The following is a 15197-nucleotide window of genomic DNA, read 5'->3' on the forward strand; positions in this document are numbered from 1 at the left end:
CTCATCCTCGCGCCAGGGCCAGCACGGCGTTGCTGCCGCCGAAGGCGAACGAATGGCTGAGCACGTGCTGCAGCGGTTGCGCAGCGCGCGTGCCCGGTGCCACCAGGGCCAGCGCCGGCAAGGCGTCATCGGGCTGCCCGTCCCACCAGTGGGTGGGCAGCTGCTGGTCCGGGTTGTCGGCCAGGGTCATCCAGCACAGCGCCGCTTCGATCGCGCCCGAGGCGCCGAGCGTGTGCCCGGTCAGCGGCTTGGTCGAGCTGGCCGGCACCTGCGTGCCCAGCACCGCGGCGACCGCCTGGCTTTCCATCGCATCGTTGTGACCGGTGGCGGTGCCATGCAGGTTCACGTAGTCGATCTGCGCCGGCGCCAGCCCGGCCCGGTCCAGCGCCTGCTGCATGGCATCGATCGCGCCACGTCCCTGCGGATCCGGCGCGGACATATGGTGGGCATCGGACGATTCGCCCCAGCCGGACAGGCGCACCGGGCCCGGCTCGCGGGTCATCAGGAACAGCGCGGCGCCTTCGCCGATGTTGATGCCGCTGCGGTTTACCGAGAAGGGATTGCAGCGCACCGCCGAGACCGACTCCAGCGCGCTGAACCCGGCCACGGTGAAGCGGCACATCGAGTCCGCCCCGCCGGCGACCACCGCATCGACCACGCCGGCGCGCAGCAGGCGTGCGGCCGACATCAGCGCCTTGGCGCTGGACGAGCACGCGGTGGAGATCGTCCAGGCCGGGCCGGTGCTGCCGATCCGCTCACGCACGAAGCGCGCGGCGGTGCCCATTTCCTGCTGGGCGTAATGGAAATCCGCCGGCCACACGCCATCGCGGTGATAGGTGCGCAGTGCGTGCTCCGACTCGCCGATGCCCGAGGTGCTGGTACCGATGATCACCGCCACGCGCTCGGCACCAAAACGGGCGACGGCGGCATCGACGGCCTCGCGGATCTGGCCGAGCGCAGCGTCCAGCAGGCCGTTGTTGCGGCCGCGCAGGGCGACCGGCAGGTCGGCCAGGTCCGGCAGCGGCGCCTGCACTTCGCCCAGCGCCAGCGTGCGGCCGGGCAGGATGGTGTCGTTGTCGTGCAGCCCGCCGGGCTGCGCCGCGAACAGGCCCTCGCGCACCTGGGCGCGGTCGGCCCCCAGTGCGCAGATCACTCCCAGCTCGTTCAGATAGACCGCGCTGCTGCTCACTCTCGGCCCTGCCCCATGTCCATTGATTCGATCACCAGTTCGTAGCCCTCGGCCAGGTTGCGCAGCCGCACGCGACCATCGGGCAATGTCTCGCGCACCAGCCAGGGTGTGCCGCCCTGGACCAGGCTGCGCACGCCGTCGGTTTCCTGCAGGCTCCAGCCGTCCGGCAGCGCGGCACGGATCGCCGCGGCGGGCCACAACGCGAACTGCAGGTCGTCGAGCACGCGCTCGCCGCGCACCTGCGGCGGCAGCCACGGGGCCCGGGTCTGTTCCAGATGCTGCCCGTCCCAGACCATGCGCACGCCGGTCTGGCCCATCGCCTGCACCGCCAGCCGCACCTGTTCGGCATCCACCTCCAGCAGGGCATCCAGCTCACGCTCGTGGCTGCCGAAGCGGAACTGCAGGCGCTGCTGCAGCTGCACCGCCTGCGGCAATGCCGAGGGCGCCAGCTGCAGCACGGGCAGCTGTACCAGCGGCGTGGGCATGCGGGTGCTGGCGCATGCGGCCAGCAGCAGGCTCAACAACAGGGTCAGGATCAGGCGCTGCACAGTTCCTCCAGCACGCGCAGGCGCCGACCGCTGGCGTCGGCAACGTACGGATTGTTGGTATCCCAGGCATAGCCGGCCAGGATCGAGGAGATCATGCGGCGCACCTCCGGCTGCGGATCGGGATGGTAGATGATCTTCTGGAAGCCACCGGCGTACCAGGCCTCGACGAAACGCCGGAAGGTTTTCACCCCGGCGCGCAGCGGCACCGAGAAGTCCTGTTCCCAGTCCACCGTTTCACCGGCGTGCTCGCGGGCCAGGCAATCGCTGGCCAGCTGGGCCGATTTGAACGCGATAGTCACCCCCGAGGAAAACACCGGATCGAGGAACTCGCCGGCGTTGCCGAGCAGGGCATAGCCTTCGCCCCACAACGAGGAGACATTGGCCGAGTACCCGGTGATGGTGCGCACCGGCAGCACCGCCCATTCGGCGTTCCCGAGCAGGCGGGCCAGGTTCGGATCCTCACCGACGATGGCCTGCAGCTTCTCCAGATCGGTGCCCGGGTAGCGCGCGAAGAAGCTCGGCTCGGCCACCACGCCCAGCGAACAGCAGCCGTTGGAGAACGGAATCGTCCAGTACCACACGTCCACGTGCTCGGGATGGGTGGTGATCAGGATCTTGTTGCGATCAAAGCCCGCGCCGGCCGGAATGTGGTCGCGCACATGGCAAAAGATCGCACCGCGCACCGGGAAATTCGACGGCGACTCCAGGTCCAGCAGGCGCGGCAGCAACCGGGCGAAGCCGCTGGCGTCGAGAATGAAACCGGCCTCGATGGTGTACTCGCTGCCATCGGGCCGGCGCACCTGCACCTGCGCCGGACGCCCGGGCTGCACGGACAGCACCTCATCACCGAAGCGCAGCGTAGCGCCCATGCGCTCGGCACCGCGCGCCAGCACGTCATCGAAGTCGGCGCGCTGCACCTGGTAGGTGGTGCCCCAGCCCGGCGAGAACTTGTCGCGGAAATCAAACTCGGTGGTCGCCTCGCTACGCACGAACGCCGCACCGTTCTTGTACTGGAACCCGGCCTGCACCACATCCTGCAGCAGCCCGGCCGCTTCGATGTATTCCATGCTCTGCGGCAGCAGGCTCTCGCCGATCGAGAACCGCGGGAACGCCTGGCGCTCCAGGATCAGCACCTGGCGCCCCTGCCGGCGCAGCATCGCCGCCGCCACGGAGCCGGCCGGGCCGGCGCCGATGACGAGGATTTCAGTACGTTCCACCTGCGGGTTCATCGATACATCCTTGATCAGATCATGAGAGGGAAACGCGGTCGCTCAGTGCGGTGCGTCGTGCGGTGGCGGGCGGAACAGCGGCGAGATCAGCCAGACCAGGCCGATGCCGAACAACAGGGTCAACCCGAAGGCGCGCAGCGCCGGCGTGGCCGACAGCCCGAGCAGGCCGAACGACAACCAGGTGCTGGCCGCGCCCACGCAGACCGCGAGCCAGGCACTGGCATCACCGCGGTGTTCGATCAGGAAGATGCCGTAGTCGATGCCCATGCCGAGCAGCAGCATCAGCGCGAGGACGTTGAACAGTTGCAGTGGCTGGCCGAACAGCCCCAGCAGCGCCAGCGTCAGTGCGCCGGCGATCAGGGTCGGGGCGAGCACGCGCCAGGCCTGGCCGCGGTAGCGCCAGAACAGCACCGCAAACACCAGTGCGATGCCGATCAGCAGCAGCCCGCTCATCAGCTTGCGGTAATGCTTGAGCAGCTGCGAGAAATCGGCGGTCCGGTCCACCCACCGCACGCCATCGATGCCCTTGGCCTGTGCTTCCAGCAGCGCCAGCGCATCGGCACGCGAGAGGTCATCGACCATCACCACCGACGCCACGCCCTGCCCGACCGCGCCCAGCCACAGATGTCGGAACGGCATGGCTGCCGGCGAGGCAAGGAAGGCGTCGGCCTGCAGGTCCTGCGCAGCATAGGCCGGGCGCAGCAGTGGCTCACCCACCGCCGCACCGACCCGTGCCAGCACCTGCGGCTCGACCTTGGCGGTCAGGGCCGCATCGGCATGTTGGCGCTGCTGCGAGGGCAGCCAGTCGCTGATCGCACGGTAGCCACCGATCTGCTTGTCCGCTTCCAGCACGCGCAGGCGATCGATAAGTGCCTCTTCGCGCTCGAGCACCTGCTCGGCGGTATCGCCCTGGACCAGATAGAACTGCGCCGGGCTGGGCATGCCCAGCATCTGGCTGATGCGGATCTGCTGGGCGATCAGGTCCGGCGGCGATGACTGCAGGCTGCGCAGGTCGTCATTGGTCTGCAGACGGGCGATGCCGATCGCCGAGAGCACCGTCACCACGCCCAGGAAAAGCGCGGCACTGCGCCCATGCAGGCGCGGCCAGCGCTCCAGCGTGGCGCCCAGCCAGCGGGCGAAGCCGGTACGACGGATTTCGCCGCCATCCAGCCACGGGAACCAGAAGATCACGGTCAGGAAGGCGGCGGCCAGGCCGACCACCGAGAACAGCGCCATCTGGCGCAGCCCCGGGAACGGCGCCAGGCCCAGCGCGAGATAGGCCAGTGCGCTGGTCAACAGCGCCAGCCACAGGCCAGGCAGCAGGTGCCGCAGCAGCTTCCATCGGCGGTCCGCCGGTTCGGCCTGGCGCGAGGCGAACCAGTGGATGCCGTAATCCTCGGCCACGCCCACCAGCGAGGCACCGAACACCAGCGTCAACACATGCACCTTGCCGAACACCAGCACCGTCACCGCCAGCGCGACGCCACAGCCGATCAGCAGCGAGGCGGCCACCAGCAGGATCGGGCGCAGCGAACGGAACGCCAGCCATACCAGCAGCAGTACCGCGGCCAGCGACCCCCAGCCGATCGTATTGATCTCCCAGTTGGCCTGCACGGCCGCGGCTTCCGCATGCAGCGGGACGCCGGCACGCAGCACTTCCAGACCCGGCGCCTGCTTCATGGCGGCCTCGGCGGCGGTGTCCAGCAGCAGGTCGATATGGCGCTCGCCATCGAGCTGGAACGCCGAGCCGACCGTGTCGTACTGCACGATCGACCAATGCTTTCCATCGGCTTCCAGCAGGCCGTCATCGCCCATCTGCAGGCCCGAACCCAGCGCGCGCTCCTGCCACCACTGCGGCCACAGCGAGAGCGGATCCTGGCGCCACTCGGTCAGGCGCGGCGCGCCCATCGGGCCGTACAGCGCCGCCAGTGCCGATTCGGCCAGGCCATCGGTGGGTTCGTTCTGCAGCCGCTCGCGCTGTGCACTGGTCAGCAGGCGGTCGCGATACGGTGTGTAGAACGCCCGTGCCTGATCGAACCAGCCTTCGATCGAGCCGCTTTCCTGGAGCAGCGGGGCAGCGCCCCGCTCCACCTTGATGGCATCGCGGAATGCGGCCTCGGCCGCCTTGGTCTGCGCCGCATCGGTACTGCCCAGCAACACCACGATCTGGCGCGCGTTGGCATCGGCTATACGGCGGGTGACATCGGAGAGCAGGCGGTCGTGCGCATCCTGCGGCAACAGCGCGAGGATGTCGGTATCGATCCGCGATTCGCTCTTCCACAACTGCCATTGCTGCACGCCCAGGCCGATCAGCACCAGCAGCCAGGCAATGGCCAGCCAGCGCCAGAGGCGCTGCAGGCGGCCGTTGGACGTCAGCACGTCATTCAAACTTGCGGCCCTCGTCGGCGCTCAACGCCGCCGGCGTATCGCTCATGCCGGCAAAGTGGATGCGGGTGACATCCTGGTTGGCCTCGTTGATCTGCACCTCGCGCACGTAGCGGTCACCGCTCAGAGTGAGCTGCGCAAACACCTTGCCGAGCATCGCCGAGCGCGGCGTCAGCTGCATGCGCCAGGCATTGCCGGGCAACACCTCGACCTTGACCGTGAACTGCGCCGACAGCGCCTGCGCATCGCCGCTCATCAACGCGAACATGATCGCGTTGACCGAGCGCATCGCCGGCTGCTGGCGGCCATCCAGTTCCACCCGGCTGCTGCCATCGCTTTGCCGGCTGAGGATGCGGTCGCGGGTGACCACCACCTCGGAGGGGAACGGCTTGAGCGTGGTCCAGACCACCCCGTGGTCCTGGGCCAGCACGAAGCGACCCTGCGAGCGCAGCGGATTCTTGAAGCCGGCGACCTGTTTCTCCTGGGTGAACTCGCCACGCAGCACGTCGACCTTGGCCACGCGCTGCTTGACTGCCTCCACATCGGTGGCGGCGAACGCCGGGGCGACCATGGCCAGCATCAGCAGCACGCACAGCATGCTCAGGAAACGGTTCATTGCGGTTGCACTCCCAGACGCTCCCACAGCACCGGCGGGCACAGGTAGAGCATTTCATTGGTGGCCGCGTCGACCGCGACCTGGATGGTATGGGCGCGGGTCAGCGTAGTACCGCTGTCCGCATCCACGATTTCATAGGCGATCTTCAGGCGGTTTTCCCACTCGGTGATCGTGGCGCGCACGCGCAGTGCCTGGCCGTACAGCAGCGGGCGGATGTACTTCACCCGCGCATCGACCACCGGCCACAGGTAACCGGAATCGCGCATCTGCGGGTAGTCGTAATCATGGCGCTGCAGCAGGGCGCAACGCGCGATCTCGAAGTACTTGAAATAGTTGCCGTGCCAGACCACCTGCATCGCATCGCAGTCATGGAAGGCCGGCGACAGCGTCACCTCGAAGCTCAGATCAGGCGTGGACATACAACTCCCAGCGCTGTGCGCGGATATCGTCCAGCAGGGCGCGCAACTCGCCATCCAGCGCGCGGTCTTCCTCGATCAGCGCGATGCGCTCGGACAGGTCCTGGTACATCGCGGCCAGATCGCCGTGCAACGTCGCTTTCATGCCGACACGCTCGCGCAGGGCCACGCCCTGGCGGGCAGTGATCAGCAGCGCGGCGACGACCTGTTCGGTCAGTTCGATCACGCGCAGGCAATCGCGCGCTGCGATGGTGCCCATGCTGACCTTGTCCTGGTTGTGGCATTCGGTGGAACGCGAGAACACCGAGGCCGGCATGGTCTGCTTGAGCGCTTCGGCGGTCCACGCCGAGACACTGATCTGCAGCGCCTTCAGGCCATGGTTGATCGCGGCACGCTCACCGGTGGCGGCCGACAGGTTGGCCGGCAGACCGTGGTTGAAGCGCGCATCCACCACCAGCGCCATCTGCCGATCAAGCAGATCGGCCAGGTTGGCGATGGTGTTCTTCAGCGCGTCCATCGCGAAGGCGATGTGGCCGCCGTAGAAGTGGCCACCATGCAGGATGCGCTCGCCCTCGACATCGATCAGCGGGTTGTCGTTGGCGCTGTTGAGTTCGGTTTCGATCAGCTGGCGGAAGAACGGCAGGGCGTCCTGCACCACGCCGATCACGTGCGGGGCGCAGCGCAGCGAGTAACGGTCCTGCAGGCGCTGTTCGTTGCGCGGCGGCCGGTCGCTGTGCAGGTCCTGGCGCAGGCGCGCGGCGATCCGGGTCTGCCCCGGGTGCGGCTTGGCAGCGAACAGCATTTCATCGAAATGATGGGCGTTGCCGTCACTGGCCAGCACGTTGAAGGCGGTCAGGCGCGTGGCCAGCCTGGTCAGGTAGTCGGCGCGGTCGTACGCCAGGCAGGCCAGCGCCGTCATCACGGCGGTGCCGTTCATGATCGCCAGGCCTTCCTTGGGGCGCAGCCGCAGCGGCGCCATGCCGATCTCGGCCAGCACCTCGGCCGCCGGGCGGCGCGACCCCTGGTACATCACCTCGCGCTCGCCGCAAAGCACCGCGGCCACGTAGGACAGCGGGGTCAGATCGCCGCTGGCGCCGACCGAGCCTTCGGCCGGGATCAGCGGCAGCACGTCATGCCGCAGCAGCGTGGCCAGGCCCTGCAGCAGCGGGTGGCTGACCCCGGACATGCCGCGCACCAGCGAAGCCAGGCGCGCGGCGATCACGGCACGGGTTTCCTGCGGGTCCAGGAAACGCCCCAGGCCACAGCCGTGGTAGGTGAACAGGTGGTGCGGCAGTTCGGCCACCAGCGCCGGCGGAATGTTCACCGTGCACGAATCGCCGTAGCCGGTGGTCACCCCGTAGATGACGCCGTCTTCGCGCAGCAGGCGATCGAGGAAGTCCGCGCCGCGCTGGATGCGCGCGGTGAACGCGGCATCGTCGGTGACCACGGCCTGGGCCTGGCGCTGTGACAGCGCGACCACGTCTTCGATGGTCAGCGGCGCATCGCCGAAGCGGACGGAGGGTGCCTGATCGGCCTTACTTGCCATGAGATGCCTGATCCCAGAAGGGGAAGAAATTGAACCAGTCCAAGGGTGCCTGGGTGACCTGAACTTCCAGCCACCGGGCGAAATGTTCCGCCTGCGCGGTCAGCGCGGCGTCACGCGAACCGCGCGGCAATACGATGCGGTCGGTGAACTGTTCAAAGCGCACCTGGTAGCCACGCCCGTGATGCAGGCAGGCCATGGTGTAGACCGGGCAGGCCAGCGCGGCGGCCAGTACATAGGCGCCGATCGGGAACTGCGCGGTGTGGCCGAGGAACGGGGCCGGCACGGTGCGCCCGCCACGCAGCGGCACGCGGTCGCCGACGATGGCCACGAAACCACCCGCCTCGACCCGGCGCTGCAGCTCGACCGCGGTGGCCGGGCCCATGTCGGTGACCTGCAGCAGCTCCACCGAGGCCAGCGGATCGAGCCGCTGCATCAGGCGGTTGAAGCGCTGCGCGTGCGCGGTGTGGACCAGCACGGTGATGTGGAAGCCCGGCACCCGCTCGGCCAATACCTGGCACAGCTCCAGGCAGCCGATGTGCGCGGTGAGGATCAGCCCGCCTTCGCGGCGCGCGATCTTGTCCAGCACCAGGTCGCGCTGCAGATGGATGTGCTCGGGCGGATAGCGGCCGCCCAGGCCGAGCAGCTTGTCGAGCATGGTGTCGGCAAACAGCGCGAAGTGCTTCAGGCTCTGCCAGCGCCCGGGTGCCGAGGGGAACACGCCGGTATGGGCCTGCAGGCGCTCCAGGTACTGCAGCGACGATTCGCGCGCGACCCGGTTGCTCAACCAGTGGCAGAGCACCACCGGGTACACGCACAGCCGGAACGGCCAGCGGCCGAACCAGCGGTGCACCCAGCACAGGAACAGCACGCCGGCGGCCGAGGTGGACTCGCCGATGTCGGCCCAGTGCGGGGCACTGCCGGGGGCGGGCGTGGTCATGCGCCGGGCCCTGCGATGCGCTGCCACAGCAGCCGCGGCGCGCGCCACAGCATTCCGACGAACAGGCGCGCGTGCATGCGGCTGATGCGCACGTTGTCGCGCCACACATCGAAGTGCGAGACGCCATCGCTGGGATAGGTGACGGCGGTCGGCACACTGATCACCTTCACCCCACGCCAGAACAGCCGCACCAGGATTTCACTGTCGAAATCCATGCGCCGGCCGATGGTTTCCTCGCCCATCAGGCGGATCACCGGGGCCAGTGGATACAGGCGGAAGCCACACATCGAGTCGCGGATCTGCAGCGACAGCGTGTTGATCCAGACCCAGATATGCGTGGCGTAGCGACCGTACAGGCGCGCCTTGGGCACGCTGGCGTCATAGCGCGGGATACCACAGATCACCGCCTCCGGCTGCGCCTGCGACAGCGCGACGAAACGGGGGATATCGGCAGTCTCGTGCTGGCCGTCGGCATCTATCTGCAGCACGTGGCTGTAGCCCAGGCGCGCGGCTTCGGCAAAGCCGGCCAGCATCGCGCCACCCTTGCCCTGGTTCACCGCCAGCCGCAGCAGCGTCACCTGCGGTGCGTGCTCGCGGGCCAGCGCATCAAGCACCTGCGCGCACTCCCGGTGCGAGCCATCGTCGACCAGCAGGCACGGCTGCCCACTGGCCAGCACGCCCTGCACCACCGCACCGATCGCATGCGCGTGGTCGTACACCGGGATCACCACCAGCGGGGCGAAGGCCGACCTGCTCATGCCGTCACCGGAGTCATCACGCATCACCAAACACCACCCGGCCGCTGGCGTGCACGCCATGGACGGAGACGTAGCGGAAGCTCATCGCCGACCTGGCCGCATCCCAGCCCAGGCTCAGCTGCAGGCAGTCGCCCGGGCGGGCCACGTGCTGGAACTTGACCGCGTCCATGCGCAGGAACTGCGGCGGCATCGTGAATGCGCTGCGGCTGTAGTGGATCGCCCAGTCCAGCTGGACCACGCCGGGCAGGATCCTGGCCTGCGGGAAGTGCCCGTCGAATGCGACCAGGTCCGGATCCAGCACGAGCTGCAGCGAGGCGCTGGTGGCATCGCGCTGCTGCCACTCCGGGGTCGGCATCAGCGGCCGGAACAGGGCCGCCAGTGCCGCGGCAGTAACCTTGCCCTGCGCGTTGAGCGGCAGTTCGTCGATGAAACGCCAGCGGCGCGGCCGGGTCACGGCATCGTGGCTTTGGGCCAGATGCGCGCCGAGCTGCTGCGCCTGGCGGCGGCGCTGTGCATCGTCCCAGTTCGCGGCGCCCGCCGCCTGCGGCACCACCACGGCGGCCAGCTGTTCGCGCGCGCCCGGCAGCACCAGCACGCGCACGTCCTGCACCGCCGGGTGCGCACGCAGCTGCTGTTCGAGGGCGTCCAGCGAGACGCGGCGCTCTTCGATCTTGACGATGCGGTCGGCGCGGCCGAGCAGCCGGAAGCTGTGGCCGTCATCGGCGACGGCGCGGTCCTGGGTCAGCCACCAGTCGTCGTTGTCCAGGTGCGGCGAACGCACCGCCAGGCAACCTTCCTCGATCCGCCAGGCAACGCCCGGCAACGGATGCCACTGCGGCTGGGCGGCACTCCAGCGCCGCCAGGCCACGCCACCGGTCTCGCTGCTGCCGAAGACCTCGGTCGGGGCCACGCCCATCAGGGCGCGGACCTGCAGCGCCGCCTCGGTCGGCAGCGGGCCACCGGAGGAGAACACCGCACGCAGCTGGCCGCCCAGCGAGGACCAGTCCAGCTGTTCGGGCAACCGTTTGAGGTGGGCCGGGGTCGCCACCAGCACCGACGGCTGGCCGCCCAGCGCGCTGACCAGATCCTCATGGAAAAACCGGCGCGGCTGGATCGCGCGGCCGGCCACCAGCGGCCACAGCACGCGGAACAGCAGGCCGTAGATGTGCTGGTGCGAGACCGTGCCCTGCACCTGCGCGCCGTCCATCTGCTCGCCGAAGGCGGCCTGCAACGCATCCACCTCGCGGGTCAGCTGGCGCATGCGTTTGACGATCGCGCTCGGCGCACCGGTGCTGCCGGAGGTGAACACCACCAGTGCCAGTGCGGCTTCATCCAGCGGTTGCAGCACGACGGCGGGATCGACCTCCGGATCCGGCTGCAGCGGCGCATAGCGCGCCGGCACGTCACCCGCAAAACCGGCCACGCGCGGGCTCAATCCTTCCAGCGTGGCCGGCAGGTTGTCGCCTCCGAGGAACACGCGCTTGCCGGCATGCCACGCCCCCAGCAGGGCGGCGGCGAAGGTGAGCGTGTCATCGAAATACAGCGCCCAGTCGGTGCCGGGCGCGCGTGCGAAGGCCTGCTGCCAGCGCAGCACCTGCGTGCGGAACTGCGGATGGTCCACCACGGTGTCGCCGGCCATGCCGACGATGCGGCCCGGGCGCGGCACCAGCGCCAACCGGTCCAGTGCGATCCACTCAGCCATGCGCATGCGCCGCCTTGACCCGTCGCCGGACCAGCCATTCCCCACCAAACAGAGCACCCATCATCACGTACGCCAACAATCCGTTGTAGAACGCCCAGACCTGGTTGGACGCCCACAGCGCCGTGGCCAGGGCCAGACTTCCGTTGAGAACAAAGAAGCCGCACCAGATCCAGGTGACCCGGCGGGTATAGATCACGGCGAACGGCGGCAGGTCCGGCTCGCTCAGCCGCGCCAGGCGCTCCACCGCGCTGGGGCCGAAGCGCAGGCTGGTCGCGAAGATCACCAGCATCACCGCATTCACCAGCGCCGGGTACAGCTTCAGCGGCAGCGCCTGGTTGAAGGCCGTGGCGACCAGGGCGAGCACGCCGGTACCGAGCGCGGCCACCCACCACACCGCCTGGCGGGTGGTCAGCGCGCGCAGCGCGGCCAGGGTGAACAGCAGCAGCGACAACCAGCGCGGCTCGAACCGGCCCAGCGACAGGTACACCACCAGCGGGTATGCCAGCGACAGCAACGCAAACGCCGCGACGCGTACCCGGACCATGGTCAGTCTTCAGCGATGGCCGTCAGGCGGCCGCTTGACCGGGCAACAGCCCGTGCACCACATCCACGATGTCCTGCACGGTACGCACCTGCTTGAAGGCTTCCGGTTGCAGATTGCGGCCGAGCAGCGGCTTGAGCTGCACGATCAGGTCGACCGCGTCGATGCTGTCGATGTCCAGGTCGTCGTACAGCCGCGCGGCAGGCGTGATGCGGCTCGGCTCGATCTCAAAGCTGTCCTTGAGGATCTTGACGATGCGCTCGAAAAGTTCGTTCTTGGTCATGGGTAAATCCTGACGCGCCGTTAGGACGGCTGGCGTGCGGCGACAAACTCGCTCAGGGCACGCACGCTGGAGAAATGGCGACGGGTCTCTTCCGAATCGGCTGACAGGCTGACACCGTACTTTTTCTGCAGGGCCAATCCAAGTTCCAGCGCGTCGATCGAATCCAGGCCCAGCCCCTCGACAAACAGGGGGGCGGCGGAATCGATGTCTTCGGGAGTGATGTCTTCCAGTGAAAGCGATGAAATGATCAATTCCTTGATCTCGTGCTCAAGTGCCTGCACGGGTCGGGTCTCCAGCGAAGTCGAAGTAATGGGCAAGATGATCGGTCACACGCCTGGCCGCCAAGGCATCCCCCCTGGGCGCATCGCCGGTCTCGTTCAGAAACGGGGCGATCGGGAGATCCTCCCCGACTTCCAGCTGAACGTGAAATCGCCGTGATGGCACACGATACCATTTCTGGCCCTTGGTCAGGGTCGGCGGGGTGCAGGTGATCCGCACCGGGGTGATGTCCAGCCGGCCCCGCACCGCGATGTTGGCCGCGCCACGCTGCAGGCGCAGCGGCTGCCCGGACACGGTGCGGGTCCCTTCCGGGAAGATCACCAGGTTGCCGCCGGCCTGGACCGCGGCGATGCAGTCGTCCACCAGCCCGGCCCCATCATCATTGGAGACATAACCGGCGGCACGCACCGGGCCGCGCATGAACGGGTTGCGGGCCACGGCCTGCTTGACCACGCAGTCGGCATTGGGCAGCTGGGCGATCAGCAGCACCACATCGATCAGGGTCGGATGGTTGGCCAGGATCAGCAGGCCGTTGCGCTGCAGGCGCTCGCCCCCGCGGATCTCGTAGGTCATCAGCCCCAGCCGGCGCATCAGGCCGACGTGGGTGGCGAAACCGGCTTGGACCAGGCGCCGCGCCAGCACGCGCCGGCGGACCGGGTCGCGGACCAGCAACAGGGACAGGAACAGCATCCCGCCCAGGACCAGCCCGCCGATCCCGAAGGCGGCAAAGCTCAGCCCCGTGCCCAGCACCCGCCAAGCACGGTTGATCCGGGCCGGCCAGCGCTCAGCCATGGCGTTGCCAGCTCCAGTGCTGGCCGTCGGCCTCCAGGCCCAGCGAAGGCGACCCCGCCAGCAGGAAGCGCAGCGCTTCAAGGCCATGCGGCAGACCGTCGGAGGGACGATCCCCGCCGCCGGCACCCCAGCCCAGCGACAGTCGGGTGCCCGGGCCGCTGGCCGGCCCGAGCCGCCAGCACCACGCGAAGAAGGGGTCGGGCTCGTCGGCGAAGCCGACATAGATCGGCGGCAACGGCGATTCGTACACCACCAGCCGCACCTCCGGCGCACCATCGGCGAGCAGCCCGAAGGCCTCCACGCAGGCCGTTTCCACCGTGGCCCGGGCGGCCGCGAGGGCCAGATAGTTGCCCCGCTGGCCGCGGGCGATCGAGTACAGCGCTGCGATCGCGTTGTGCACCGACAGGCCGAAGCCGGTCGGCGACATCGGCTGGTCCGCACTCAGGGTGTTGAGCAGCTCCATCGAACGGGCCACGTCGCCGTGCCGCGAGGCGAACACCAGCGGCACCCGGCCACCGTCGTCGGGCTGCTCGCACCAGCAGGCGGTCTGGATCGCCATGCGTCCGAGCCGCTCGATGCGACGTCGCTGCATGGCGGGCACTTCGGACAACGCGGGGGTGTCCTCACCGGTGGGCAGCCAGGGGGCCTTCGCCCACGCCTGCCACTGCGCGTGGGTGGTGATGCCCGGCGCCCACGCCGCCCAATCGATTACAGAAAACTCAATCATTCCCGCCAACATGATGGATGGGTACCAGGAGAAGGCCGTCGACATCGCCTGGCACCGGTGGCGGCGCCGGGAAAGGAGCGCACGCTATCATGACACTCTCGGCACTGGCTGCATTCACATTCTGAAATGAGCAACACGATCGACAACGCAACGGCCCCGGCAGTCGCTTCCCCTTCCTCCGGACCCGCGTTGTTCCGTGTCGCGTACGTCCCGGCCACGCAGCGCGAGGCGGCACTGGCCGACCCGCGCACACTGGCCGTGTTCGGCTTCGGCCTTCCCCGCGCCACGCTGGACGACCCGCGCTGGCTGCAGGTGCCGCTGGCCGAACAGGGCCCGGCGCAGATCGAGGTCTGGCGCAGCGGCACGCCGGTCGAACACGGGGTCACCGACGGGGTGCGCTGGTCGCACAACGACAGCCTGCTGTTCGGGGTGCTGGAGATCGAGGAGACCGACAGCGATATCGAATCGGCTGCGGCCGAGGCCTACGCGCGGATGAGCGCGTTCCTGTCGCGGTGCGGCTATCCGCACCTGCTGCGGACCTGGAACTATCTTGATGCCGTGACCGAGGGCGACGGTGACCAGGAACGTTATCGGCGCTTCTGCGTGGGACGCGTCCGTGGCCTGCGCGAGCTGGACGAGGCCGCGCTGCCGGCGGCGACCTGCATCGGCCGTTTCGATGGCGAGCGCCGTCTGCAGGTGTATTGGCTGGCCGCGCGTGAACCGGGCCAGCCGCTGGAGAATCCGCGCCAGGTGAGCGCGTTCCGGTATCCGCGCCAGTACGGGCCGCAGTCGCCCAGTTTTTCGCGTGCGCTGCTGCCGCCGCTGGCGACGGGCCTGCCGCTGCTGCAGTCGGGGACGGCGGCGATCGTGGGCCATGTGTCGCAGCACACGGGGGCGGTGGATGAGCAGTTGCGCGAGACGCTGACGAATCTGCAGAGCCTGGTGGATACGGCGCGCGGCCAGCGGCCGTCGTTGTCACCGGTACTGGGTTCGGGCTCGGTGCTCAAGGTGTATGTGCGCCGGGCGGAGGATATGGGCCCGGTGGCGGTGCAGATGGCGGCGCTGCCGACGGCACCGCCGTTCGTGGTGCTGCATGCGGAGGTATGCCGCGCGGAGCTGCTGGTGGAGATCGAGGGACTGCACGGCTGAGCCGAACGCCGTGATGTGCCGGTCGTGCCTGATCGGGGTCGGCGTGGGTGGCGTGCTGCCCGTAGAGCCGACCGTCGGTCGGCTGCTCTTCGCCATCGCT

16 protein-coding genes are annotated in these 15197 nt (G+C 68.7%); 1 reads left to right on the forward strand and 15 read right to left on the reverse strand.

Going from position 1 to position 15197, the window contains the following annotated elements; genetic code table 11:
* Window position 1: 1 nt before the first annotated feature.
* Genes C0R07_RS08755 through C0R07_RS08825 form a run of 15 tightly spaced genes read right to left on the reverse strand, consistent with a single transcriptional unit; the run spans window position 2 to window position 13948 of the window.
* A complete protein-coding gene (locus C0R07_RS08755) occupies window positions 2-1189 on the reverse strand; it encodes a beta-ketoacyl-[acyl-carrier-protein] synthase family protein (protein ID WP_070469995.1) in 1188 nt (395 codons plus the stop codon).
* On the reverse strand, window positions 1186-1737 hold the full coding sequence (locus tag C0R07_RS08760; RefSeq protein WP_070469997.1) for a DUF3261 domain-containing protein: 552 nt from the start codon (window positions 1735-1737) through the stop codon (window positions 1186-1188). Before C0R07_RS08760 ends, C0R07_RS08755 begins: the two co-directional genes overlap by 4 nt.
* Window positions 1725-2966: an NAD(P)/FAD-dependent oxidoreductase gene (locus tag C0R07_RS08765; protein ID WP_102788689.1), complete on the reverse strand. Its 1242-nt coding sequence runs from the start codon at window positions 2964-2966 to the stop codon at window positions 1725-1727. The genes C0R07_RS08760 and C0R07_RS08765 overlap by 13 nt, the downstream gene beginning before the upstream one ends.
* A gap of 42 nt (window positions 2967-3008) precedes the next feature.
* Window positions 3009-5354: an MMPL family transporter gene (locus C0R07_RS08770; RefSeq protein WP_102788690.1), complete on the reverse strand. Its 2346-nt coding sequence runs from the start codon at window positions 5352-5354 to the stop codon at window positions 3009-3011.
* The gene (locus C0R07_RS08775) at window positions 5347-5967 is read right to left on the reverse strand and encodes a LolA family protein (RefSeq protein WP_102788691.1); all 621 of its coding nucleotides are present in this window, start codon (window positions 5965-5967) and stop codon (window positions 5347-5349) included. Before C0R07_RS08775 ends, C0R07_RS08770 begins: the two co-directional genes overlap by 8 nt.
* Window positions 5964-6386 (reverse strand): acyl-CoA thioesterase, encoded by a 423-nt coding sequence (locus C0R07_RS08780; RefSeq protein ID WP_102788692.1) that lies wholly within the window; start codon window positions 6384-6386, stop codon window positions 5964-5966. The genes C0R07_RS08775 and C0R07_RS08780 overlap by 4 nt, the downstream gene beginning before the upstream one ends.
* Window positions 6373-7929, reverse strand: a complete 1557-nt coding sequence (locus C0R07_RS08785; RefSeq protein ID WP_102788693.1) for an HAL/PAL/TAL family ammonia-lyase — start codon at window positions 7927-7929, stop codon at window positions 6373-6375. The genes C0R07_RS08780 and C0R07_RS08785 overlap by 14 nt, the downstream gene beginning before the upstream one ends.
* Window positions 7919-8866 carry an acyltransferase gene (locus tag C0R07_RS08790; RefSeq protein ID WP_019185492.1) on the reverse strand — a complete coding sequence of 316 codons (948 nt, stop codon included), beginning with the start codon at window positions 8864-8866 and terminating at the stop codon, window positions 7919-7921. The genes C0R07_RS08785 and C0R07_RS08790 overlap by 11 nt, the downstream gene beginning before the upstream one ends.
* Window positions 8863-9648 (reverse strand): glycosyltransferase family 2 protein, encoded by a 786-nt coding sequence (locus C0R07_RS08795; protein WP_070470007.1) that lies wholly within the window; start codon window positions 9646-9648, stop codon window positions 8863-8865. Before C0R07_RS08795 ends, C0R07_RS08790 begins: the two co-directional genes overlap by 4 nt.
* Window positions 9641-11326 carry an AMP-binding protein gene (locus tag C0R07_RS08800; protein WP_102788747.1) on the reverse strand — a complete coding sequence of 562 codons (1686 nt, stop codon included), beginning with the start codon at window positions 11324-11326 and terminating at the stop codon, window positions 9641-9643. Before C0R07_RS08800 ends, C0R07_RS08795 begins: the two co-directional genes overlap by 8 nt.
* Entirely contained in the window at window positions 11319-11870 is a 552-nt protein-coding gene (locus C0R07_RS08805) for a membrane protein (RefSeq protein WP_019185495.1), read from the reverse strand. Before C0R07_RS08805 ends, C0R07_RS08800 begins: the two co-directional genes overlap by 8 nt.
* Window positions 11871-11892: 22 nt before the next feature.
* Window positions 11893-12150 (reverse strand): acyl carrier protein, encoded by a 258-nt coding sequence (locus tag C0R07_RS08810; RefSeq protein WP_019185496.1) that lies wholly within the window; start codon window positions 12148-12150, stop codon window positions 11893-11895.
* Window positions 12151-12170: 20 nt separating this feature from the next.
* Window positions 12171-12431: a phosphopantetheine-binding protein gene (locus tag C0R07_RS08815; protein ID WP_019185497.1), complete on the reverse strand. Its 261-nt coding sequence runs from the start codon at window positions 12429-12431 to the stop codon at window positions 12171-12173.
* Entirely contained in the window at window positions 12418-13221 is an 804-nt protein-coding gene (locus C0R07_RS08820) for a lysophospholipid acyltransferase family protein (RefSeq protein ID WP_102788694.1), read from the reverse strand. Before C0R07_RS08820 ends, C0R07_RS08815 begins: the two co-directional genes overlap by 14 nt.
* Complete coding sequence (locus C0R07_RS08825) at window positions 13214-13948, reverse strand: beta-ketoacyl synthase chain length factor (protein WP_102788695.1); 735 nt, start codon at window positions 13946-13948, stop codon at window positions 13214-13216. Before C0R07_RS08825 ends, C0R07_RS08820 begins: the two co-directional genes overlap by 8 nt.
* Before the next feature lie 126 nt (window positions 13949-14074).
* Between C0R07_RS08825 and C0R07_RS08830 the strand changes: the two genes are divergently transcribed.
* On the forward strand, window positions 14075-15097 hold the full coding sequence (locus C0R07_RS08830; protein WP_070470009.1) for a pteridine-dependent deoxygenase: 1023 nt from the start codon (window positions 14075-14077) through the stop codon (window positions 15095-15097).
* The last annotated feature ends 100 nt before the right edge of the window (window positions 15098-15197 follow it).

It is taken from the genome of Stenotrophomonas bentonitica (assembly GCF_002887735.1).
Classification (GTDB): Bacteria; Pseudomonadota; Gammaproteobacteria; order Xanthomonadales; family Xanthomonadaceae; genus Stenotrophomonas; species Stenotrophomonas bentonitica_A.